Source organism: Cytobacillus gottheilii (assembly GCF_001636345.1).
In the GTDB taxonomy this organism is placed as follows: Bacteria; Bacillota; Bacilli; order Bacillales; family Cytobacillaceae; genus Cytobacillus; species Cytobacillus gottheilii.
In genome coordinates this window covers 1,702,158-1,724,857 of the sequence record NZ_KV440945.1, presented here as the reverse complement: position 1 = coordinate 1,724,857, position 22,700 = coordinate 1,702,158, and the positions used below count along the sequence as shown (strand labels likewise).

Genomic DNA, 22,700 nt, shown 5'->3' with positions numbered 1-22,700 from the left:
GTTTAATTCACCTTCGTTTCCTTTTCGTAATAGCTATATGTGCTCACATGCTCAACCCATTTTGGCATTTCATTACGGTTAAGCAGAAATTGCTGAACATCATGACCTAGGTGTCCAGTCTGCTCCATACTGTTTCTTGGGGCATGAATAGAATTGGACCTTACAATAGGAAAGAAATATGTATCTGAAAACATTATGCCAATCTCAGCAACATAACAGTGATTAGCCTCCAATTCAGAGATGATCCAATGGGAATCCTTCTCCGAGATTCCAATATCAGTAGTTGAATGGGCATTAGAACCATCATAAATGATGCAGGTGACGTCGTTTAACCTAATAACAAGGTTTAAGTCGTTTAGATGAAAATACTGCTTTACAAGGTCTCTCGTGTTGTCACACACATTCCAATGCAAAAACACTTGCTGAGGTGAAATCAAAGACATGGATAAATAGTTATTATCTATACTTTCAAAAGTCTGCTGATCATCTGCAATCTTTATGTCCTTTTCGCCTTTTTTATGATTGATTAGCTTTACCCACTGATATTGTACCTTACCAACCGTTGTATTAAGTTCTTTTGCAATTTTACGGAAGGATAATCCGCTTCGTTTTAACGCAATAATGTCTTCAATCATTTTTGCACCTCACTCTCATTCTCACTTAGCATGTTTACTATATGAAAAGCTGAATTTATTTTGATTTCTATTAATTTTATTTTGTAAGTTAATGTTATCATCGAACAAGCACACCAGCAATGAACGGAATTTGTCGGGAATTGTATGATAGGCACTCGAGGCATACTATATATGCAAAAATATTTTTAACAAAAATCTATTAGGCTGGAAAAAGAAGTTCTTTCGACTAGATCAGCTATTCAAAACGACAGATTCACCCTTTTTTCTAACTTCATTCGAAAATTGTCGTCTTCATATGATAGAATGTTTTTGTCTATAAAACAGAGAGTGAGTTGAAAAACATTGATATATGTCTTAATTGCCTTACTAGTTTTTTCTTTATTGCTATTCGTAGTGTCAATTTTCTTAAAAGATCCCTATAAAACCTTAAGAGAAGATATTGATCAGCTCACCATGCAGCAGGTCCAGGATATGTATGTGGTTAAAAAGAAGCTAAAGGTACTAGAAGAAGAGCTTTTATTGGATGAACAAGTCATGCCACAAATACTGAACACAGTTAAAGCTCAGTCACCTGCCCCGAAACCAGAAAAGAAAGAAATCCATGATATTATTAAAAATCAAGTTCTTGTTCTTAGTAAACAAGGCTTAAGCATCGACCAAATTGCAAGGCAATCTTCATTGACGGAAGAAGAAGTTGAAAACATCTTACGGACAATGAAGCTAAAAGGTGATTTTTATGCATAAAAGAAATGTACGTTCCTTTTCATTTGGCATCTTCTTCTCTGTTCTGGTTATTGCTATTTACACGTTTATAGCCGATCCAGAACGTAAAGAAACTGCCTATACAGACAACGGAGCCAAAGCATACTTAGAAGAGGCGGGTTACACTGTTTTGACTGAGGAAGAATTGAATAATGCGATTGACTCCTCTGAAAAACAGACAGAGCAGCCAGACACAGATAGCAACGACGGCGACGAGGCCGGCAGTAATCCTGATCAGCCACAAGGAGAAGACACAGCTCCTGAGGAACCCCCTGTTTCCTTTGAACTGGAGATAAGCCAAGGGATGAATGTTGGGCAAATCGCATCATTATTAGTTCAAGTTGGTTTAGTAGAGGATGCGAGTGCGTTCACACAATATATGGAGGAAAATGGCTATAGCACAAAGATCCAGCTTGGCACATTTGAAATTAAACAAGGCATGAGTATTGAAGAGATTGCTAAAACCATAACAAAAAGCTAAAGGTCAGTGACCTTTAGCTTTTTTACTTACGAATTTAAATCATATTGACGTCCTTTAACAAGGTAGAAAACATGTTCTGCAATATTTGTTACATGGTCAGCTGCTCTTTCTAAATAACGAGAAGTAAAAGAAAGCTGAGTGATTTGCGGAAGACGATCTGGCATGCTAACGCTTATTTTCATCAGATCCAAGATGGTTTCACCATAAAGATCATCTACCTTATCATCCATATCTGCCACTTTTTTCGCCTTTACAATATCTTCTTCATTAAAAGCTTCTAAAGATAGCTTGAGCATCTTGATCATAATTGAATACATCTCTTTGATGTGAACAATTGGCTTAACATGCTCCTCAGAACCGATACGAATCGTTGATTTGGCGATATTTACAGCAAAATCTGCGATTCTTTCAATATCTGTTGCAATCTTAATAGCCACGATAATACGACGTAAATCAATAGCCACAGGCTGCTGTTTCGCAATTAAAAGAATGGCAAAGTCATTAATTTCTTCATAAAGCACATCTGCTTTAATATCATCTTCCATAATTTCAATCGCTAGTTCGATATTTTTTGTTTCTAGGGCCAGAATTGATTTTGATAAAGCAGACTCAGCAAATTCGCCAAGCTCAATTAATTTTTGTTGAAGACGGATTAATTCATCATCAAATTTTTCACGTACAGACATAGCGGCCTCCTATTAACCAAATCTACCAGTAATATAGTCTTCTGTTCTCTTATCAGTCGGATTCGAAAAGATCACATCGGTATCTGCATATTCAATTACTTCACCATTTAAGAAGAAAGCCGTTTTATCTGAAATCCTTGCTGCCTGCTGCATATTATGTGTAACGATAATAATACTAAAATCCTTCTTAAGCTCTTGTACAAGCTCTTCAACTTTTAATGTTGAGATTGGGTCAAGTGCGGATGTTGGTTCATCCATTAGAATAACATCAGGTTCAATTGCTAGACAGCGTGCAATACACAGACGCTGCTGCTGACCGCCAGATAAGCCATATGCATTTTCATGGAGGCGATCCTTAACTTCATCCCAAATCGCTGCGCCACGCAAACTTTTCTCCACAATCTGATCCAAGACTTTCTTGTCGCGAATGCCATGGATTTTTGGACCATACACAACATTTTCATAAATTGACTTTGGGAATGGATTTGGCTTTTGGAATACCATTCCTACATGTGTACGCAAATCTTCTACTTTAAAGTTTTTATCAAAAATACTTTTTTCACGATATTGAATATCACCCGAAATCTTCACAATTGGAGTCAATTCAACCATGCGATTTAATGTTTTAATATAAGTAGATTTTCCGCATCCGGATGGACCGATAATCGCTGTAACATCATTTTCCTGAATCTCAAGATTAATATTTTTAAGAGCATGTGTTTCTCCGTACCAAAGGTTCAAATCCTTTGTATTATATACCATACCCTTTTTACTTTCTGTTTTATCTTTCACTGTATTAGCAGCACTATTAGCTGTAAAAGTTGAAACTGTCATGTTTGAATCTCTCCCGTCGTTAGAATCTTCTCTGGAATTTATTTCTGATCAAAACTGCTATCGAGTTCATTATGAATAACACAAGTAATAGAATAACGATTGTTCCAGCAGCAAGATTAGCATACTCTGCAACAAGGGCAGAATCTAATGTCCAGTAATATATTTGCATTGGCATTACAGTGAACTTGTCAAAAATACCGTCTGGCAGCGGAATCAGCAATGCAGGAATACCAAGAACTACTAAAGGCGCTGTCTCACCGATAGCACGAGAAAGTGCTAAGATGACTCCAGTTAATATACCCGGTAGCGCAGCTGGCAGAACCACATTTTTTATGGTTTGCCATTTAGTTGCTCCCATACCATAGGATGCTTCCCTTAAAAATTGCGGCACAGCACGAATGGCTTCCTGACTTGCAACAACCACAACTGGTAAAACAAGTAAACTCATTGTAAGCCCACCTGCTAATACTATATTACCTAATCCAAGAGCACGGGCAAAAACAGTTAAACCTAAAATTCCAAATACAATGGAAGGAACACCAGCAAGATTGGAAATATTCGTTTGAATAAAGGCTTGCAAACGGCCCTTTTTCGCATATTCCTCAAGATAAATTGCTGTTCCAACACCTAGGATCATCGTAACAGGTGCAACTACAACCATTAACCATAATGTACCAGATATTGCACCCATGATTCCAGCTTTTTCTGGATCAGTTGACAGCTTGTTTGTTAAGAATTCAAAATCAATCCAGCCAATACTGTCAGCAACCACCCGATAAATCAGGATCACTAATACCAATAGACCGAATAGCGTTGCAGCTAAGAAAACATTTTTTGCAACTGTATTTGTTGTTAATCTAGATCCCATTTTCTTTTCAACTAGTTTTGTATCAATATGTTTCATATTAATATTCCTCCCTAAATCTACGAGAAATATACTGTGCAATTAAGTTCATGATTAACGTGAAGACGAACAATGTCATAGCAACAGCATATAAACTGTAATAAAGGGTAGAGCCAGCAGGAGCATCCCCGCCAGTAACTTCAACTATATAAGCTGTCATCGTTTGCATGGACTGTGTAACGTCAAAGGTGAAATTCTTATTACTTCCGCTGGCGATTGTAACGATCATTGTTTCACCAATCGCTCTTGAAATCCCCAATACAAAAGAAGCGATAATTCCAGACATTGCTGCTGGAACAATTACTCTCCATGTAACTTCTAACTTTGTTGCCCCAAGTGCAAGGGCACCTTCTCGCATAGAATATGGCACTGAACTCATTGCATCTTCTGATAAAGATGCCACCATTGGAATAATCATAATTCCCATCACGATCCCCGGACTGAGGATATTCGTGGGCTCTAAAGAAGGAATGATTGCTCTCAATAGAGGAGTGACAAATGTAAAAGCAAAAAAACCATAAACAATCGTTGGAATACCTGCAAGAATCTCAAGTATTGGTTTCAATGCTCTTCTAACTCTTTCAGAAGCGTATTCGCTTAAGTAAATAGCTGTCATTAAACCGATTGGAATAGCCACAAACATGGCTATTGTAGAAGAAATAATTGTACCGGTTAGCAATGGGAGTACCCCGAATTCCGCATTATCTCCCAATGGCTTTAAGACAGTGCCAGTGAAAAACTCAAAAAAAGGTATAATTTTAAAGAATTCAATTGTTTCGCTTAATAATGTAAATACAATCCCTATCGTTGTTAAGATTGAAATTATAGCGATAACTAATAACACTTTAGGCATTATTTTTTCAAAAATAGCAGAAACGGAACGTGATTGCTTATTCTTCGCAACCATTTCACGTACTGCATTTTTTTCTAACTTGTTATTCAAGTTGTGAAACCCCCTTCACCAAAACCATTCATCCAATTTGGTATTTCATACTTAATCAAACAGATAGGAAGATGAGACTTAAGAGCCCCCATCTTCCTATCACCTTTGTTTAATAGATGTTTATTATTGTAAACCTTCTAAAGCTTCAATGTTAGCTTGGATCTCTTCTTCTGGAATTGGAGCAAAACCAGTTTCAGATGCTACAGTTGCAGCATTTTCCATAGCGTAGATTGCAAAGTCAAGAACTTGTGCTTTTTCTTTTGCCATTTCTGGGTTAAGGTAAGTGAATACCGGGCGAGTAAATGGAGAGTAATCAAACTCTTCGCTTTCACCAATTGTCTCTAAGCTTGGAGCAACCGCGCCATTACCGAAATCAACAGATACAGCAGTTAACTTATCAGTGTTGCTTTCATAGTAACCATAACCAAAGAATGCGATAGCGTTTTTATCTTTTGAAACTAGATCAACTAGAGTAGAGTAATCTTGCTGAAGGTTAACACCTTCTACTAAATCTTGACCTTCAAGAATTTCATCAAAGAAGAACTCATAAGTACCATGGTTTTCGTTAGGTCCCATTGTAACGATTGGCTCATCTGGGAAAGATGGATCAACGTCAGACCAGTTTTTCACGCCAGAGCTTGCAAGGAAAATATCTTTAACTTGTTGCTCAGTAAGTTCAGTAGCCCAGTCATTTTCTTTGTTGATAACAACTGTTAAGCCATCTAAAGCAACTTTTAACTCTAAAGGTTCAAAGCCAACTTCTCCTGCTTTTGCAATTTCTTCGTCTTTGATTGGACGAGAAGCATCATTGAAATCAGTTCCGTCTTCAATTAAGAATTTTTCAAAACCAGCAGATGTACCTGCACGGCTAACTTCAACAGAAACATTTTCTTCTTCGTTAGTCATATAGTTTTCAGCCATTTTAGCCATGAATGGATAAACAGTACCAGAACCGTCGATTACTACGCTTCCTTCTAGTGCAGTTTCTTCGTCAGCAGGAGCTGGATCTTCAGTATTGCCATCTGTTCCGCCTGCATTATCTTCGGCAGGTTCTTCTGTGTCTCCGCCACCGCAAGCAGCAATGATTGTCATTACAGCTGCAAGCAATAGTAACATGCTAAGTTTCTTCAAGCTTTTCATCTTCTTAATTCCCCCTAAGAGTTATCAATGTTTTGTCCTACAAGTAATAGAATAAAGGTGTTCTGTTAATCCCGTTTTAATCAAATGTAAATGTTTTGTAAACTTCGTTGATTGTTGTGTAAATATGTCGAAATCCGGTAATAATATGATATTTAGGCAGTAAATTAAGTCGAAGATTGACCTATTAGCAAAGTTTTTAGTATAAAAGATGGTTGCTAAATTGCTAGAACTGAACCTGGCCTATGTAAAACAAACAAGAATAGTATTCAATTTGATTACTCATATTGTTTTCAGGTTGAATAATTTTATGCATTTCCTCATTTAATCTGCTTAAAAATTATATTCACTAATACATAAGAGCTAATTTCCCAGAAAAAAAGACCCGAAGCCTTAGACAGAAAATCTCCTTTTAAGATATCTGCTAAGTTTACGAGTCTATAAACAATTGTATCACTGATGCCCTGCATCTTTCTGATCCGTAACCATTTTAAACAGTTTTACTATATTTTGAATTTATTAAGTACAATTTGCAGCTGTGCAGCCATGTCATTGAGCTTTCTCGCAGAATTATTTATTTCACCGCTAGAAGCCAGCTGCTCTTCCGCTGATGTTGCAACAGTCTCAGAGTAGGAGGAGTTAATTTTGGCCATTTCGGTCAAAACATTCACATTCTCAGCGACCATTTCTGTACTGTTTGAGAATTCGGCAGTCATATCATTCATGGAAAAGATCGTTTTGTTCATTTCTGTAATGGACTGACTAATATTCTGAAATGAGGCACCAGCTTCATTAACAGCTTTAGTACCATCCAAAACTTCATCTGTACTTTTTTTCATAGCAAGTGATGTTACTCGTATTCCATTTTGAATTTGAGAAATCAGGTCCGTTATTTGATTGCTAGACTCCCGAGATTGTACAGCAAGCTTTCTTACTTCATCAGCAACTACCGCAAAACCTCTGCCATGCTCGCCAGCACGAGCTGCTTCAATGGCTGCATTGAGTGCTAATAAATTGGTTTGTTCTGATATATTCGTAATCACATCTGTAATGGTTCCTATCTTTACAGAGTTCTCCCCCAGTTCATCTATATAAGAGGAAACGTTATGAACTGATTCATTAATTTGCTGCATCTTCGAAATAGAATTTCCGACTACATCATTCCCCAGCCTTGACATGTCAGCTACCTGATCGGCAACAGAATCCAGTGTTTGGACAGATGCAGTTAAGATTTGCAGACGATCTTGCAAGTGTTTTATTGTCTCAATTATTTCATTCACTGTATTAAGCTGCTTGCTTGATGATGCGGCGACTTCTTGGATGGACCCTGTAATTTGCTCTGTGCCTTTCATTGTTTCAGATGAACTTGCTGTCAATTCGTCAGCAGAATCGAGCACATGAGAAGTTGTTAAAGTAGCCTGGTGAATCAGCTGTTTTAAATCAGACACCATCCTATTAATTGAAGATGTTAGATCTCCAAGCTCGTCCTTTGAATAAATCTTAATCTCCGGCTGACTAAAGTCACCCTCTGTAATAGTTTGAATTCTTTCAGAAATACGTTTAATTGATAAATGTATAGACCTTGCAAGTAAAATACCAACTAATATAGAAATAATCGCCATCACAACAGTTAGAATCACTGTCATAAAGGTAACTTTTTTCCCATTTGCCACTATCGTACTGCCCAGCTCAGATACATTGTTTTGCTTTTCATCTGCTAACTGTTTCAAGCTTGCCATTGTATCTTGAGCCTGTTCCTGTTCAGCTCCAAGATTTAATAAAGCTTTATGCTGGTCTCCATCATCATAAACTCCAATGACATTGCTTCGCATAAGATCAGTCCAGCGTGCTCCATAGCTAATCAGCTTATGTATTTCTTCTTCGGTATCTTTCCCTTCCATACGCTGAAGAAGCTCTGTTTCAATCTTTTCACTTTCTGCTGCATTTGCTTCAAAATCTTCAATCGATTGCGGTGAACCCTCGAGCAAATAATTCGTCACAAGGCGCAGTCGCTCGGACATATTAAATCGAATATTTTGCATCAAGTTCAATTCCACAGATTCTGCCAGTATTAATTCTTCCGCAAGTTCATTAGACTTAGCAGTATTAACAATGGAATAAGCGGCAAGACCTCCTGAAATGAGCAGTACTAAACAAAAAGTTAGAATAATTTTTCTTTGGATGGTCATTTTGAATGGAATGGAATATGTCCGATTTCTCGTCTTCTGGTACAAATGTGCTAATTTCTGTTTAATAAATTGCAAAAAGACACGCCCTCTCGCTAAAGTTCCCCTTCCATTATCACAGCTTTTTATTAAGATATTGTAAATTCAATGTGAATTTTATATAAACACAGGCTCTTTGACCTATTTTCTTTTAGGTCTAAAAATCCATATAACAGAAAAAACCGCTCCATAGGCAGGAGCGGCTCTTTCCATTATTCTTCTTCTGTATCTTCTTCAGTAATTTCAGCGTCCTCTGTATCAGAAGCTTTCTTATCATTTGCTTTCAAGTCAAAGTACGCATCCATTACACGGTTTCCAATTTTCAAATTGGCTCTATGATCCACACTTCCCTGATAGGCCCATGGTACCAGAACTGCCATTGCTACTTCAGGATTCTCGGCTGGAGCATAGCTCACAAGACTTAAATTCATAACCTCTGGCGGTTCTTTTCCATAATTACTGCGCAACGGTCCATCATAGAAGGCTTCAGCTGTACCCGTTTTTCCTGCAGGTTTATATGCTTTACTGCCAAAAAAGGAATATGCTGTGCCATCTCTTTCTTGCATAACTCGTCTAAATCCTTCTTGGACTAATTTCATCCATTCTGGCTTAGCATCAATGCGATTTAAAACAACTGGAGAAATTTCTTGAACAAGCGGTCCAAGCTGGTCTTCTTCCATAACAGGTTCACGAATTTCTTTTACCATATGAGGCTCCATCCGATTGCCTCCATTGGCAATCGTCGAAACATATTGTGCAAGCTGCATGTTTGAATACGTATCGTACTGTCCGATGGAAAAGTCAAGCATGAAACCAGGCAGACTGCTCGCACCTTTAAATCCCGTTTGCTCGTTAGGCAAGTCGATGCCTGTTCTAACACCTAGACCAAATTGAGCAAAGGAATCACGAAAAGTACTAAAGCCCTCTTCAGTGTTCAATGGAAGCGGCTGATTCGGCTGATATCTCCCTCCGCCAATTCGAATAGCTGTTTCAAACATATAAACGTTTGAAGATACCTTTAAAGCATTCACATCGCTAATCGGACCAAATGTTTTCCATGATTTTTTGGGAGGTGTGTTTTTAATAAGCAATGGTCTGTCAGTAATGACTGTCCCAGGACTTATAACTCCCTCATTGTATCCAGTTAATATGGTTGCACCTTTGACAGCAGATCCAACATTATATGTTGTCGTAATATTGCCTAAAGCATCATCCTGCAATTCTGTTTTGCCTGTTTGCTCGTTTTTAACAAGCCTTTTTCCGGCCATCGTTAAGATTTCCCCTGTGTGAGGGTCCATTAAGACTACATACGCACGATCAAGCAAAGTCGTGCCAGGTGATGTTTTCGCTGCACGAAGTTCTTCTTCTATAATCTTTTCCACTTCAAGCTGCAGTTCCATATCTGTACTCAAAACAAGATCTTTTCCTCTCTGTCCCTCGCTGATCGGAATAGTTTCCAGTACATTGCCGGCTTTATCCGTTACATTTTTAACCTTTGCCTTTTGCCCGTGAAGCACCTCTTCATACTGAAGCTCAATATAGCTTTTGCCAACACGGTCATTACGGCTGTAATCTCTAGCCAAATAATAGTCAAGCTGTTCTGCAGGCACTCCTTCATCAGAAGAAGTAACCTTTCCCAACACAGATTTTAATGTGTTGTTATAAGTGTAAGCTCTTTCCCAATCCGTTGTAGTATCAACGCCAGGCAATATTTGCAGATTTTCACTTACAATCGCAAATTCTTCATCTGTAACATCTTTATTCTTAACGATTTGCGGTGTAAGGGCATAGCCGCTTGAAAAATCACGGTATATCGCAAGAATTTCAATATCTTCAGGTGTTAATTCAGCAAGATCACCTTCTGTAATACGATCTAACTGCAATTGGTACACTTCATTATTGAGTTCAGTGCCCTCATATTTTTCTGCTAACGCATCTGATTCTTTCTCTGACACTTTTTCTTTCGCACGCTCTGGATTTTTTATGATCCAATAATCCTTTTGATCCCGCTCCGTTACCTTTTCTGTATCTTTGTCAATCATCTTAGCCAGTCTTTCGGCAACTTCAAGCATCTCTTCCTGACTCGCACCATTATTAGTATAAGTAATTGCATTTTGCGGTGTATTATCAACAATAATTTGCCCTGTTCGATCATACATCTTCCCGCGCGGAACAGGGTTGTTTACCGTAACATCCTCAGTCCGTTCAATTTCCCGCTTATAATCGTCCCCATAAACAATCTGTACAAATCCTAACCGCAGAATTAAAACAGAAAATAGACCAAATACAACAAAGAAGAGTAAATTCAGACGAAAAGGAACATGATTCTTCTTTTTATTCTTTCTGTTCAAAATGTAACCACACTTCCCCTAAAAAGTTTCTAGTCTTATTTTATAAGAAGTGAGAAAAAAATTCTATTAATAACTAGTCTTTTTCGATGTAATGTTTTCCATTAAGCAGCCAGGTTCACTTTATGAATAAAATAATAAATAAGCGTATGTCCTGTTCCTAGTATGATGATAAGTACAGGAATGCTATTTTCGGGTTTAAAAATGGAGATCCCAGCTAAAAATGCCAGCACAGAAACAACTCTGCCTATATTTAAATATAGCTCTCTTACCACAATATACTCAATCCTCATCTCCCTGGCCTTCCAGGCTGTGCCGATTACATCATAAGTCATAGAAACGTAAGGAACAAACAGAATCGGATATCCTACCGCAATAATAGCCGCATAGATCATTAATTTAGGGAATGTAATGTTTGCCAAGATAAAAAAGATGCTCACATACAACAGAATTCCACCGATTAATATCGCTTTCTTCCTCTGATGTTTCCTTAGCATTCTAGAGACAATATAATAGGCAACAAAAGAAATGCCTGAATTGACAAGACCAAAAGTTCCGAGAGCAAGCTCACTTCCTGTTGAGATAAAAACAAAGACTGAAACGAGAAAGGCAAATGTTCCTTCGCGCAGCCCCTGAAAAAAGTGGGCATTCGTAATCATACGCCAATTAAAGCTATTTTTTCTCTCCTTGAGGATTCTGGTAAACCAGTACCTTCCGCTTGCGGGTCTCCTTTTTAAGAAGAAGCTTAAAATGACTGCCACTAAAAACAAGGTTAGTGAAATACCGAAAATTATAGAGTATCCTGTAAACTTTTCCATCTTCGAAATGATGAATCCGGCAGCAATTGGTCCAGCCATTCCTGCTACAGAATTTAAAATACCGAGAAACCCATTAAAAAAGTCGCGATTTTCCGGTTCAGTAATCTCAAAGGTTAACACATTAAATGCAAGCCAATAAAAACCATAGCCTACTCCAAGCAAAGCGCCTAATAGAAGCAAATACGCCGATGCATTTCCACCTGCAATCAGTACTGCCAAATAAAAGATGCCAAGAAAAATAACTCCGATTCGAAGAACAATTACACGATCAATCTTTTTCGCCCATCTTCCAGCAATGGTAAATGTAATAAGCTGTAAGACAACAATGGATAAATTGTATAATCCGAGGTCGAAATATTCTCCTGATTGTTTCCAAAGGAATATATTCACAAAAGTATTTGAAAGGGCAATACTTAAAGAATACAATCCTCCAATCAGCAGCAATAAAGTTAAATCCCTTGTTACCTCTATATCACCTAGTATCTTTTTAAATCTGCTCATAAAAAAACTCCCCTTTGGTTCTAAGGGTAGTTTTTAACATAGGGCAATGCATTATGCAAAATTGCCCTTTAGAATTTAAAAAGCACAGCAGAAAATCTGCTGTGCTTGATTTAACGTTATTATTTTGCAGCGCTATAGCGTTTAGAAACTTCATCCCAGTTTACAACGTTCCAGAAAGAGTTGATATACTCAGGACGACGGTTTTGATAGTTTAAGTAGTATGCATGCTCCCAAACATCTAATCCTAAGACTGGAGTTTTGCCTTCCATTAATGGAGAGTCTTGGTTTGGTGTGCTAGTCACTTCTAACTCACCATTGTTTACTGCAAGCCAAGCCCAGCCAGAACCGAAACGAGTCGTTGCCGCTTTAGCAAACTCTTCTTTGAAAGCATCAAAGCTGCCAAACTTGCCAGTGATTGCATCTGCAAGCTCACCAGTTGGCTCTCCGCCTGCATTTGGAGCAATTACTTGCCAGAAAAGAGAGTGATTAGCATGGCCGCCGCCATTATTGCGTACAGCAGTACGAGCTGACTCAGGAACTGCATCAAGGTTAGAAATTACTTCTTCTACTGATTTAGAAAGTAGCTCTTCGTTCCCTTCTAACGCATTATTTAAGTTTGTCACATATGTGTTATGGTGTTTTGTGTGATGGATATTCATTGTTTCTTTGTCAATATGAGGTTCTAAAGCATCGTATGCGTAAGGTAATTGTGGTAATTCAAAAGCCATTTTAAATTCCTCCCTATGTATATGAATAGTTTCAGTCTCAAAGCCACTTTATTTTAAGAAACTTCAAGAACTTCAAAGTTAGATTACCAAAGATAGCCTGTTCTTTCAAACAAAACGCTTTGCTGACAAAGTTAAAATACCCCTTTTTTTCGCAAATATTCTCTTAAAAGCATGAAAACGAGCAAATTTCGCTAAATTGTCAAATATCTACTAAATGTTTACACGGCAATATTCTATGCAAAGAATCGTTCATAAACAAGGTAAAACAGCACCTTAACTGTATTGACACCATGACAACTTTTGCTTTAAATCGAGATATAGCATCCAATAAGGAAGTGACAAAATGTCTGATTTTAATATCTCATTTTACAGCCTGCTGATTCAGCAGTTTATAGCAAATGAAAGAGTCGTGCATATCAAGGCAGATACAATTCTTTTCCAAGAAAAAGATCCTGTTGATTATATTTACCTGCTCATGTCCGGTAACCTGGCACTGGGCAGGCACCATATTAAGGGCAAAGAATTTATATTAAAAATATTAAAGGACGAAGAAATTATTATTGAGTACCAATTATTTAAAGATAATCCTTCCTATCATTTTTTTGTCAAGACGCTAAGCGACTGTGAACTTCTTAAAATTAAGAGAGAACAATTTGAGGAATACCTTTTAAATGATAAGAAGCTCCTGGCGAGTTTAACCTCCTGGCTCAGCACCCGTTATCTAAAAGCGCAAATGAAATGCCAAGACTTAATCATCAATGGAAAAAAGGGCGGACTATACTCAATGCTGATCCGTCTCGCTAACAGCTATGGAGTTCGAACGGAAGAGGGAATTTTAATTGACCTTATTCTTACACATCAGGAGCTGGCAAACTTAACATTTGGTACTCGCGAGGTTGTGCAGAGACTTCTGAAGGAATTACGTGAAGATGGAATTATCTCCTATGAAAATCAAAAATTCACTATAAAAGATATGTCTCATTTAAAAAGAGAAGTGGACTGTCAGCACTGCCCAATAGAAATTTGTGGGGTTAACTAAATACTTTAAAATGCAAAAACAGGCAGCGTCAGCATACAGCTGACGCCTGCACGCTTTTCACATTTACAAGACGACAAAAAAGAAATAAATAATCATAATCGCTTGAATAATTCCTTTTGTCACGACACTGCTGACAAAGCCAACAACTGACCCAAATCCGATTTTCGCAGCTTCTTTCAAGTTCTTTCTATGAACAGCGACTTCAGCAATAACGGCACCTAAAAATGGACCAATTAATATCCCCAGAACTGGAATAACAAACGGACCAACTAATAAGCCAATCGTACTTCCCCAAATGCCGGCTTTGCTGCCGCCATATTTTTTTACACCAATTAAATTTGCTGCATAGTCTGCCGTAAAAAGCAAAATGACAAAGAGAATTTGAATACTCCAAAACAGCCAGCTAAACGGTTCAAAAGAAAATAAAAATCCATAAAGCACAAAACCTGCCGCTATAAAAAGAACACTTGGAATAATGGGATATACAAGTCCTACAAATGCAATAACAAATAAGACACCAATAATAATCCAATTGATGGCCTCCATCTGATCAGCTCCCTGCCAATAATATCCGATTTAAAATCTTCCTTATTGTACTATTTCATTCATCACTTGAAAAGTAAGCAGTAAAAAAAGTGCACATAAAAAAGCAAGAGGACCCTCCTCTTGCTTTTCAAGTAATAAGTATTCACCTTTTTTACTTTGCTTCACCAAGTATAGCTTCAGCAATATTGACGGCATGATCTCCAATTCTTTCGAGATTGCTGACAATATCTACATATACGATCCCTGATTGACCTGTGCATAATCCTTCGTTTAAGCGCTGGATATGCTGCTTGCGGAGTTTTCTTTCCATCTGGTCAATTTGTTCCTCTTTTTTGACTACATCGATGGCAGCGTCTTTATCTTTATGATCTAATGCCTGAAGCGCTTCTTTCACAGTAGAAATAGTTAAGCCGAACATCTCCTGCAAATCATTCATCGCTTTATCTGTAATGGACACTTTATTCGCCTTTTTAAATTCGATCAATTCAATAATATTCTCAAAGTGATCGCCAATTCGTTCAATATCACGAACTGTGTCCATCAGCATGGTATGTTCTTCAGATTCATGTTCTGACAGTGAGCTTGTCGACAATAATACGAGATAATCTGTAATCTTTCTGTCCAGATTGTTAATGGCTTCTTCAAGCTGATAAGCATTATCAGAATGCTTTTGATGTCCATTTGTCAGGAAATCTTGCGTTTCTTCTAGCCCTTTAACAGAAAACTGCCCCATCCTTAATACTTCTTCTTTAGCCTGTCCTAAAGCAATCGACGGCGACTGCTGAATGAATACAGGATCAAGATGCTTGGCTTTATATTCAATAACTGAATCTTCACCAGGTATAAGCTTTGTTACGATATACGCCAACACAGCTACAAACGGAAGCTGAATAAGAGTATTCGATATATTAAAAATACCATGCGAGAATGCAATCGTCATTTGCGGATTCAGACCCAGAGCAGATTGTAGAACTTCAATTAAATAGGTAAATGGTGTTAATAAAATCAAGAAAATGGTCGTTCCAACGATGTTAAAAATAACATGGACAGCTGCAGCTCTTCTTGCCGCAACAGATGCACCGATAGCAGCTAAAACAGCTGTAATGGTTGTACCAATATTATCACCAAATAAAACAGGCAAGGCCGCGTCCAAACGAATTAAATCTTCTGCAAATAAGCCCTGCAGAATTCCGATTGTTGCACTGGAGCTTTGAACGATAACAGTAAATACTGTTCCCACCACTACACCAAGAATTGGATTGGAACTCATGCTGACAGTTAAGTCATGAAATGCCTCTAAGCTTCTCAACGGCTTCATTCCGCCACTCATCAGCTCTAAACCATAGAACAATGCTCCAAAGCCAAATAATATTTGACCAATATTATTGACCTTTTTATTTTTTATAAAGAATATTAGAATTGCACCTACAGCAAGAATAGGCAATGCGTATTCACCGACATCAATTCCAATAATAAATGCTGTAACAGTTGTTCCAATATTTGCACCCATGATGACACCAATTGCCTGACGCAGTGTCATAAATCCGGCACTTACTAAACCAACCGTAATAACAGTTGTTGCCGAACTGCTTTGTATTAAAATCGTAACAAGTATACCCGCTAATACCCCCATTAACGGATTCGTTGTAAATCTGTCCAGTAAATCTCTTAATCGATCACCAGCGGATTTTTGGAGTCCATCCCCCATCGTTTTAATACCGTAAAGAAAAATCCCGAGTCCTCCAAGAAATTGGAATATCATTTGCTGAACATCTAGTTCCAAAAATTTCAACCCCTACTTTTAATAATCAATCGACAATATTCTTCAAAACCCCTTACAATTATTATGGGTGTACAACCAAAAGTAAAGAATTATTAAGTTAAATTTACATTAGCTTAACATTTGGTGTTTATATTACAAAATGATTACAAACGTTTCATTATTTAGACATTTCCATTTACTTGTACATCATTAATGAACAAGCTAGAATAGGCAGTGAATACGAAAAAGGGTGTGTTTACAACTAAATGAAGATGAATATTTTTAAACAGTTTATTAAAAGCTTATACTCTCCAAAAGATATTAGTTTATTCCGCTTTCAAGGAATTGGAAAAACCATTTTGTATGTATTTTTCCTCACTTTTATCGCTGTCATTCCGACCATTTATTTTCTTAGCACCTCCATTGTGAATAGTGTTGAAGAAATCAAAAACAGCATTGAGAATGAATTTCCTGACTTTTACATTGAAGATGGAGAGCTTCACTCAGATGAAAACAAACCAATAACAATTCCTGCAGATGATATGACCATCCAATTTGATTCCACTGGAACAATAACGAGTGCAGATATTCGTTCTGACCAAAATACGGTTGCATTGTTAAAAGATGAATTTGTTTTTGTTGCTGGCGGCCAAGTACAAACCTATGATTACAGCATGCTGACTGGAATGACCTTCTCTAAACAAGAAGTTACTGAATATTTAGCGGCAGCTGATTCATTCTTAGTTATTGTACTTCCGATTATGGCTATTTTTATTTATCTGTTCTCAGCTGGCCTGCGATTTATTGAGGTATCTATTCTTGCTTTAATTGGCCTCTTGATCAAACGCATGCTAAACCGCAATTTGCAATATCGCCACACTTGGCGCATGTCTGCATACAGTATAACATTATCAACTGTTTTCTTTACCGTAATGGCTTCACTGCAAACCGTTGTCCCTAACGGAGCAATGATCAGCTGGCTTGTGGGAGTTATTGTGCTGCTGCTTGCAATTAAAGAGGTCCCTCAGCCAAAAAAATCTTAACATATTTGATAAAAACGCGCATTGCGCGTTTTTTTGCTGTTTTTAATGAATAAATGGAAAAGGACGGGCATACATATTGGATAAGCACGAATATTATTCCTGGGGGGCCATCCAATATGAAGAGACTATCAGCTTTCATCCTATCCATTCTTTGTATTTACGCTATCTACTTTGACTTAACCAAAGGTACACTTCCAGATCAGAATAAAGAGATAGCCGTAGAAGCCTCTGCAGCGGATCATCAATCAGCAGGCCTTGAATATTTTGAAGAGCAAGTCGGTCCAGGGGAAACTGTTTTAACTATTATGGAAGCCGAGCTGGGCGGTCCTGTTCCTGTTGCTATCGAAACGGTTGTAAATGATTTCCAAACCTTAAATAACGGCATACAGCCTGAGCAAATACAAAATGGGAAAACTTACAAATTCCCTTCTTATAAATAAACAAATAATATTAAGGCAGTGTTAAACATAAGAGTTTCATTGCATCATTCTTGTCAACTTCAGTCTTTCATTGATACAATAAAGTGAACTTTCTTTTCATAGTTCTTTAAATTTATGAATAAAAAAAGGAGCGAATCTCCATTGACTGAGATGATACATCGTACAAAAACGAGACCAGTAAAAGTTGGTCCTTTAACTATTGGCGGAAGCAACGAATTATTTATACAAAGCATGACAACAACAAAGACACATGACGTTGAGGCAACTGTTGCAGAGATCAAACGTCTTGAAGAAGCAGGCTGTCAAGTTGTCCGTGTAGCATGCCCTGATGAAAGAGCTGCTAATGCGATTGCTGAAATTAAAAAGAGAATTAATATTCCACTTGTTGTCGATATCCACTTTGATTATAAGCTTGCTTTAAAAGCAATCGAAGGCGGAGCAGATAAAATCCGAATCAATCCTGGTAACATCGGCAGACGCGAAAAAGTAGAAGCTGTTGTTAAAGCGGCAAAAGCTAAAGGAATTCCAATTCGAATTGGTGTAAACGCAGGTTCTTTAGAAAAAAGAATTCTGGAAAAATACGGCTATCCAACAGCTGATGGCATGGTAGAAAGTGCCTTACATCACATCAAAATTCTTGAGGATCTTGATTTCCACGATATTATCGTGTCGATGAAGGCTTCAGATGTAAATTTGGCTATTGAAGCTTATGAAAAAGCGTCTATGGCTTTTGATTACCCGCTTCACCTTGGCATCACAGAGTCAGGAACCCTTTTTGCCGGTACTGTAAAAAGTGCTGCTGGCCTAGGAGCCATTTTAAGTAAAGGAATTGGGAATACCCTTCGTATTTCTTTAAGTGCTGACCCTGTTGAAGAGGTAAAGGTAGCAAGGGAACTGCTAAAAGTATTCGGTCTTTCTTCTAATGCTGCAACACTTATTTCATGTCCTACATGCGGTCGTATTGAAATTGATCTAATTTCAATCGCAAACGAAGTGGAAGAGTATATCTCAACAATAAAAGCTCCAATCAAAGTAGCTGTTTTAGGCTGCGCTGTTAACGGTCCTGGTGAAGCTCGTGAGGCTGACATAGGCATTGCAGGTGCCCGTGGAGAAGGCTTGCTTTTCCGCAAAGGAGAAATTGTTCGTAAAGTACCTGAAGCAACCATGGTAGAAGAATTAAAAATAGAAATTGATAAAATTGCTGAAGAATACTTCGCAAAACAAGCCGAAGAGAAAGCAAAAGCTGAAAAAGAAGAAATCATTACTCAATAAACAAGAAAAGAGCCCGGCTCCAAAGCCGGACTCTTTTTTTATCTGCTGTTTAAAAGAATGGCAATATGAACAGACCTATAATAATGGATACTGCTCCAATTCCTATTGCCCATCCTCCGAGGGTTTTAGAACCCTTTCTGCTTGCAACAAAGCCTAAAACAATTCCCGCCGCTCCCATTAAAACCGGCCAGATGAATAGGGAAAGAATTGAAAGGATTAGGGCTGTATAACCAACACCTTTTCCTTCGCCTGCTTTAGGCTGATCCTTAACCTCTGATCTGCTGCTGCGGTTATAAGTTGTGACAGGAGCAGCAATCTCTGCTGCTGTTTCTTCGGTAAAGTCTCCCGCTCCATAGGCACCATATTGCTTTACTTCTCCAACTTCACCAATATCTGTGCCATATCGATGATTTGTTTTTCCATCGAATTTCTGATCTTGATCTGCCATCAAAATCCCTCGCTTTCCTTATCACTGCTGAAGTGTATCAGGTGAAGCAGTTATTATTATGGCCAATTTTGATCGTTTTACAATGCTAAATACTGGCTGTTTATCCACTTTTGAGCCAATATGAACTGAGTTCTTTCGCGTTTACAAATCATTTGTTAAGATATGAGAGGTACTCATGTCTTAAGATGCCATTTCTAGTCATGAAACGACAACCCTTATAAGGGTTTCTACTACATATAAAAGGAGCAGTACACAATGAAGAAACGTTTTGGGATAGACATTGATGGCACAGTTACCTGTCCAGCCTCGATGATTCCGTTTTTAAATACCTCTTTTCAGTTGAATTTAACGTTAGAGGATATTAAGCAATATGACTTAATGCCGCTTGTTAATGTAAGCGAAGAAGAATTTGCAGAGTGGTTCACCACAAATGAACCGGTGATTTACGAGGAATCCCCAATGGCAGAAGGTGCCGGGGAAGTCTTAACTAAGTGGAAGGATGAGCATGAATTATATTTTATAAGTGCTAGAGGGAGCCATCTGCTTGAGGTAACCAAGAAATGGTTCTTAGATAAGGAACTAACCTTCCACCATATTGAATTAATCGGCAGCCATGATAAAATTGCAGCAGCAAAAAAACACAATGTGGATATATTTTTTGAGGACAAACACGATAATGCCGTAATGATCCATGAGCAATGTGGAATTCCTGTACTGCTCTTTGATACTCCATACAATCGAGATCCAATTCCAGAAGGAGTAATCCGTGTATACAACTGGCAGGAAGCAGAGGACTGGGTGAAAAATTGGCTTGCTGCTGATAAAGTTTCCCGATAAAAACAAAACAGCATTAACCAAACGGTTAATGCTGTTTTATTCAGCTGCACTCCGGGCATTTCCCATAAATCTCAAATTTATGACCCGAAATATCGTATCCTTTTAAGTTTTCGCTCAAGCCTTCCATAGGACAAGTGCCAATCTCTTTCGTCTTGCCGCAATCTAAGCAAATGAAATGATGATGATGGTGATGATGTGAACACGTAAAGCGGAAATGTTTTTCACCTGAAAGCTCGGTCATCTCAAAAATATCCAGCTCCGCAAATAGAGACAGATTTCGATAAATGGTATCAAAGCTAAGTCCCGGATAGTTGTCTTTCATATGTTCAATCACATCTCGTGCCGTTAAATATTTATTACTGGCAGCAAAGAGCTCAAGCATTTCTTCTCTTTTGCCAGTGATTTTATAGCCTTTTTCTTTTAAAAGATCAAGTGCTTCTTGTGTATTCATAGTAATCACCTCTAAAAAAGCATTTCAATAACCTATATCTATCATATATTAAGCAGACCTTGCTGCCATCATTTTTTTTGAAAAGATTGTTAAGATTAAAATACAGACAGCAATGACAACAATCACTCCGCCTGGTGCCAAATCTGCGTAATAAGAAATAACCAGACCGCCAATGACGGATATCTCTCCAAATAGTATAGAATAAAATATCGTTTGTTTAAAGCCTTTTGCAATTCTCATACTAGCCGCAACCGGAATAGTCATTAAAGAAGACACTAATAAAATCCCCACAATCCTCATAGAAGCAGCAATAACAAGAGCAACCATTACAATAAAAATAAAATGAAGACTTTTCACTGACATTCCGGATGCTTTTGCGTGCTCTTCATCGAATGAAAGCAGAAATAATTCTTTATATAAAAGAACAACTATTAGGATCACAAACACACTTATAACTAAAATGGTCCATAAATCCAGTCTGCTAACAGCACTGACACTGCCAAATAAATAACTGAATATATCTGTGTTAAAGCCGTCCGCCATTGAAATAAAGATCACACTTAGCCCAATGCCCCCAGATAAAATAATGGGAATCGCGAGTTCCTGATAATGTTTGTAGACACCGCGCAGCTTTTCAATGAACAAAGATCCTCCAACAGAAAAAACCATTCCCATATACAGGGGATTAAGTCCTGACAATCCAAGAAACTTTTTTTCCAGAAGCAAGCTTGCTGCTATTCCTGCTAACGTGACATGACTAAGCGCATCCGCAATAAGAGAAAGCCTGCGCACCACAATAAATACGCCTAACAGAGGCGCTATAATCCCAATAATGATTCCTGTAAGAAAGGCATTCTGCAGAAATTCATACTGCATTAATCCATCAATCATGCATGGCCACCTCCATGATGGTGATGTTGATGACCGTGATCATGGGAAAGAATTTGAACATCATGTCCATAATATAATGACATATCTTTCATATCTAATTGTTCAAACTCCTCAGTTTCTCCGTGAAAATGAAGTTTTTTATTCATGCATGCAACATGGGAAACTTTATCAGAGACAGCCCCAATATCATGGGTAACCAATAAAAGTGTTATTTGAAGCTCTTTATTTAAATGTTCCAGCATGGCATAAAAGGATTCTACATTCTGTGCATCCACGCCAACTGTTGGTTCATCTAAGATCAGAATTTGCGGGTCGCTGACCAGTGCCCGCGCTATAAACACACGCTGCTGCTGCCCCCCAGAAAGTTCTCCAATATTACGATCTTTAAATTCCAGCAAACCGACAGATCCAATCGCCTGCAGTACTTTTTGCTCATCAGACTTTTTCATAAAACGGAAAAGGCCGATCTTTGTAGTCAGTCCGCTTGAAACTACTTCATATACAGTGGCAGGGAAGCCAGTGTTAAACGAATTTGCCTTTTGTGAAACATATCCAATTTTATGCCATTCCTTAAACCTGGCAATATCCTGGCCAAACAGCTTAATTTTGCCACTTTGCAATTTTAAAAGGCCCAGCAGAAGCTTTAATAAAGTTGATTTACCAGACCCGTTTGGACCTACAATTGCTAAAAAAGAACCAGCCTCTACTGTCAGCTGAATATTCTCGAGCACATTTTCTTTTTCATAACGATATGAAACATCATCTATTACAATAATGGAATCTTTATTCCCCATCTAAATCACCTATTATTTAAGAATCATTACGATTTTTAACAAACCGTAGTATACCCCATGCTCTTTTAAAAGTAAAGAAAACCAGCCGAATGGCAGAAGCGCATACCGAATCACTTCGCTTCCTTATATTTTTTCTAATTCCAAGTTCCTATTTTAGCTATGCAGCACCTGCACG

Annotated in this window: 23 protein-coding genes; 7 read left to right on the top strand and 16 right to left on the bottom strand. The window is 37.9% G+C overall.

Features of this window, described 5'->3' with window-relative positions; all coding sequences use genetic code 11:
• Positions 1–2 precede the first annotated feature (2 nt).
• Positions 3–635 carry a DUF4912 domain-containing protein gene (locus A6754_RS08280; protein ID WP_066443618.1) on the bottom strand — a complete coding sequence of 211 codons (633 nt, stop codon included), beginning with the start codon at positions 633–635 and terminating at the stop codon, positions 3–5.
• Between the two features lie 342 nt (positions 636–977).
• On the opposite strand from A6754_RS08280, the gene A6754_RS08275 reads away from it, so the two are divergent.
• Together A6754_RS08275 and A6754_RS08270 are read left to right on the top strand one after the other, a co-directional pair.
• A complete protein-coding gene (locus A6754_RS08275) occupies positions 978–1,379 on the top strand; it encodes a hypothetical protein (RefSeq protein ID WP_066443616.1) in 402 nt (133 codons plus the stop codon).
• Complete coding sequence (locus A6754_RS08270) at positions 1,372–1,878, top strand: endolytic transglycosylase MltG (protein WP_066443614.1); 507 nt, start codon at positions 1,372–1,374, stop codon at positions 1,876–1,878. Before A6754_RS08275 ends, A6754_RS08270 begins: the two co-directional genes overlap by 8 nt.
• A gap of 26 nt (positions 1,879–1,904) precedes the next feature.
• Here A6754_RS08270 and phoU read toward each other — a convergent pair whose 3' ends face one another.
• The 9 genes from phoU to A6754_RS08225 form a co-directional block, all read right to left on the bottom strand.
• A complete protein-coding gene (phoU, locus tag A6754_RS08265) occupies positions 1,905–2,564 on the bottom strand; it encodes a phosphate signaling complex protein PhoU (RefSeq protein ID WP_066443611.1) in 660 nt (219 codons plus the stop codon).
• 12 nt (positions 2,565–2,576) lie between these two features.
• Positions 2,577–3,398, bottom strand: coding sequence for a phosphate ABC transporter ATP-binding protein PstB (gene pstB / locus A6754_RS08260; RefSeq protein WP_066443609.1), 822 nt, complete (start codon positions 3,396–3,398; stop codon positions 2,577–2,579).
• Between the two features lie 19 nt (positions 3,399–3,417).
• The gene (gene pstA / locus A6754_RS08255) at positions 3,418–4,302 is read right to left on the bottom strand and encodes a phosphate ABC transporter permease PstA (protein WP_066443607.1); all 885 of its coding nucleotides are present in this window, start codon (positions 4,300–4,302) and stop codon (positions 3,418–3,420) included.
• Position 4,303: 1 nt separating this feature from the next.
• Positions 4,304–5,209 carry a phosphate ABC transporter permease subunit PstC gene (gene pstC / locus A6754_RS08250; RefSeq protein WP_066451503.1) on the bottom strand — a complete coding sequence of 302 codons (906 nt, stop codon included), beginning with the start codon at positions 5,207–5,209 and terminating at the stop codon, positions 4,304–4,306.
• A gap of 159 nt (positions 5,210–5,368) precedes the next feature.
• Complete coding sequence (locus A6754_RS08245) at positions 5,369–6,385, bottom strand: PstS family phosphate ABC transporter substrate-binding protein (RefSeq protein WP_066443605.1); 1,017 nt, start codon at positions 6,383–6,385, stop codon at positions 5,369–5,371.
• 500 nt (positions 6,386–6,885) lie between these two features.
• Positions 6,886–8,646 carry a methyl-accepting chemotaxis protein gene (locus A6754_RS08240; RefSeq protein ID WP_066443603.1) on the bottom strand — a complete coding sequence of 587 codons (1,761 nt, stop codon included), beginning with the start codon at positions 8,644–8,646 and terminating at the stop codon, positions 6,886–6,888.
• A gap of 173 nt (positions 8,647–8,819) precedes the next feature.
• Positions 8,820–10,958, bottom strand: coding sequence for a peptidoglycan D,D-transpeptidase FtsI family protein (locus A6754_RS08235; protein WP_066443600.1), 2,139 nt, complete (start codon positions 10,956–10,958; stop codon positions 8,820–8,822).
• Positions 10,959–11,059: 101 nt separating this feature from the next.
• Positions 11,060–12,274, bottom strand: coding sequence for an MFS transporter (locus tag A6754_RS08230; RefSeq protein ID WP_066443597.1), 1,215 nt, complete (start codon positions 12,272–12,274; stop codon positions 11,060–11,062).
• Between the two features lie 119 nt (positions 12,275–12,393).
• The gene (locus A6754_RS08225) at positions 12,394–13,002 is read right to left on the bottom strand and encodes a superoxide dismutase (RefSeq protein WP_066443594.1); all 609 of its coding nucleotides are present in this window, start codon (positions 13,000–13,002) and stop codon (positions 12,394–12,396) included.
• A 343-nt stretch (positions 13,003–13,345) separates the two neighbouring features.
• Between A6754_RS08225 and A6754_RS08220 the strand changes: the two genes are divergently transcribed.
• Positions 13,346–14,041, top strand: coding sequence for a Crp/Fnr family transcriptional regulator (locus A6754_RS08220; RefSeq protein ID WP_066443589.1), 696 nt, complete (start codon positions 13,346–13,348; stop codon positions 14,039–14,041).
• 63 nt (positions 14,042–14,104) lie between these two features.
• On the opposite strand, the gene A6754_RS08215 is transcribed toward A6754_RS08220, so the two are convergent.
• Positions 14,105–14,587: a DUF456 domain-containing protein gene (locus A6754_RS08215; protein WP_066443587.1), complete on the bottom strand. Its 483-nt coding sequence runs from the start codon at positions 14,585–14,587 to the stop codon at positions 14,105–14,107.
• A gap of 151 nt (positions 14,588–14,738) precedes the next feature.
• Positions 14,739–16,370, bottom strand: coding sequence for a Na/Pi cotransporter family protein (locus A6754_RS08210; protein ID WP_180320200.1), 1,632 nt, complete (start codon positions 16,368–16,370; stop codon positions 14,739–14,741).
• A gap of 245 nt (positions 16,371–16,615) precedes the next feature.
• Here A6754_RS08210 and A6754_RS08205 point away from each other — a divergent pair, with 245 nt between their 5' ends.
• From A6754_RS08205 to ispG, 3 genes are all read left to right on the top strand, one after another.
• Entirely contained in the window at positions 16,616–17,392 is a 777-nt protein-coding gene (locus A6754_RS08205) for a DUF1189 domain-containing protein (protein ID WP_306806920.1), read from the top strand.
• A 116-nt stretch (positions 17,393–17,508) separates the two neighbouring features.
• Complete coding sequence (yqfZ, locus tag A6754_RS08200) at positions 17,509–17,832, top strand: protein YqfZ (protein WP_066443584.1); 324 nt, start codon at positions 17,509–17,511, stop codon at positions 17,830–17,832.
• A gap of 150 nt (positions 17,833–17,982) precedes the next feature.
• Entirely contained in the window at positions 17,983–19,104 is a 1,122-nt protein-coding gene (gene ispG / locus A6754_RS08195; protein ID WP_180320278.1) for a flavodoxin-dependent (E)-4-hydroxy-3-methylbut-2-enyl-diphosphate synthase, read from the top strand.
• 49 nt (positions 19,105–19,153) lie between these two features.
• Here ispG and A6754_RS08190 read toward each other — a convergent pair whose 3' ends face one another.
• A complete protein-coding gene (locus tag A6754_RS08190) occupies positions 19,154–19,552 on the bottom strand; it encodes a hypothetical protein (RefSeq protein ID WP_066443579.1) in 399 nt (132 codons plus the stop codon).
• A 255-nt stretch (positions 19,553–19,807) separates the two neighbouring features.
• On the opposite strand from A6754_RS08190, the gene A6754_RS08185 reads away from it, so the two are divergent.
• Positions 19,808–20,389: a 5' nucleotidase, NT5C type gene (locus tag A6754_RS08185; RefSeq protein ID WP_066443576.1), complete on the top strand. Its 582-nt coding sequence runs from the start codon at positions 19,808–19,810 to the stop codon at positions 20,387–20,389.
• Positions 20,390–20,429: 40 nt separating this feature from the next.
• On the opposite strand, the gene A6754_RS08180 is transcribed toward A6754_RS08185, so the two are convergent.
• The 3 genes from A6754_RS08180 to A6754_RS08170 are packed head-to-tail and all read right to left on the bottom strand — an operon-like array spanning position 20,430 to position 22,525.
• The gene (locus A6754_RS08180) at positions 20,430–20,840 is read right to left on the bottom strand and encodes a Fur family transcriptional regulator (RefSeq protein WP_066443572.1); all 411 of its coding nucleotides are present in this window, start codon (positions 20,838–20,840) and stop codon (positions 20,430–20,432) included.
• A gap of 48 nt (positions 20,841–20,888) precedes the next feature.
• On the bottom strand, positions 20,889–21,731 hold the full coding sequence (locus A6754_RS08175) for a metal ABC transporter permease (protein ID WP_066443569.1): 843 nt from the start codon (positions 21,729–21,731) through the stop codon (positions 20,889–20,891).
• Complete coding sequence (locus A6754_RS08170) at positions 21,728–22,525, bottom strand: metal ABC transporter ATP-binding protein (RefSeq protein ID WP_066443566.1); 798 nt, start codon at positions 22,523–22,525, stop codon at positions 21,728–21,730. Before A6754_RS08170 ends, A6754_RS08175 begins: the two co-directional genes overlap by 4 nt.
• Positions 22,526–22,700 lie beyond the last annotated feature (175 nt).

Bases quoted from the DNA above. Each gene is read 5' to 3' on its own strand.
- A6754_RS08280 (WP_066443618.1), bottom strand. From the start codon at position 635: ATGATTGAAGACATTATTGCGTTAAAACGAAGCGGATTATCCTTCCGT.
- A6754_RS08270 (WP_066443614.1), top strand. From the start codon at position 1,372: ATGCATAAAAGAAATGTACGTTCCTTTTCATTTGGCATCTTCTTCTCT.
- phoU (WP_066443611.1), bottom strand. From the start codon at position 2,564: ATGTCTGTACGTGAAAAATTTGATGATGAATTAATCCGTCTTCAACAA.
- pstB (WP_066443609.1), bottom strand. From the start codon at position 3,398: ATGACAGTTTCAACTTTTACAGCTAATAGTGCTGCTAATACAGTGAAA.
- pstA (WP_066443607.1), bottom strand. From the start codon at position 4,302: ATGAAACATATTGATACAAAACTAGTTGAAAAGAAAATGGGATCTAGA.
- pstC (WP_066451503.1), bottom strand. From the start codon at position 5,209: ATGGTTGCGAAGAATAAGCAATCACGTTCCGTTTCTGCTATTTTTGAA.
- A6754_RS08245 (WP_066443605.1), bottom strand. From the start codon at position 6,385: ATGAAAAGCTTGAAGAAACTTAGCATGTTACTATTGCTTGCAGCTGTA.
- A6754_RS08230 (WP_066443597.1), bottom strand. From the start codon at position 12,274: ATGAGCAGATTTAAAAAGATACTAGGTGATATAGAGGTAACAAGGGAT.
- A6754_RS08225 (WP_066443594.1), bottom strand. From the start codon at position 13,002: ATGGCTTTTGAATTACCACAATTACCTTACGCATACGATGCTTTAGAA.
- A6754_RS08220 (WP_066443589.1), top strand. From the start codon at position 13,346: ATGTCTGATTTTAATATCTCATTTTACAGCCTGCTGATTCAGCAGTTT.
- A6754_RS08215 (WP_066443587.1), bottom strand. From the start codon at position 14,587: ATGGAGGCCATCAATTGGATTATTATTGGTGTCTTATTTGTTATTGCA.
- A6754_RS08205 (WP_306806920.1), top strand. From the start codon at position 16,616: ATGAAGATGAATATTTTTAAACAGTTTATTAAAAGCTTATACTCTCCA.
- yqfZ (WP_066443584.1), top strand. From the start codon at position 17,509: ATGAAGAGACTATCAGCTTTCATCCTATCCATTCTTTGTATTTACGCT.
- ispG (WP_180320278.1), top strand. From the start codon at position 17,983: ATGATACATCGTACAAAAACGAGACCAGTAAAAGTTGGTCCTTTAACT.
- A6754_RS08190 (WP_066443579.1), bottom strand. From the start codon at position 19,552: ATGGCAGATCAAGATCAGAAATTCGATGGAAAAACAAATCATCGATAT.
- A6754_RS08185 (WP_066443576.1), top strand. From the start codon at position 19,808: ATGAAGAAACGTTTTGGGATAGACATTGATGGCACAGTTACCTGTCCA.
- A6754_RS08180 (WP_066443572.1), bottom strand. From the start codon at position 20,840: ATGAATACACAAGAAGCACTTGATCTTTTAAAAGAAAAAGGCTATAAA.
- A6754_RS08175 (WP_066443569.1), bottom strand. From the start codon at position 21,731: ATGATTGATGGATTAATGCAGTATGAATTTCTGCAGAATGCCTTTCTT.
- A6754_RS08170 (WP_066443566.1), bottom strand. From the start codon at position 22,525: ATGGGGAATAAAGATTCCATTATTGTAATAGATGATGTTTCATATCGT.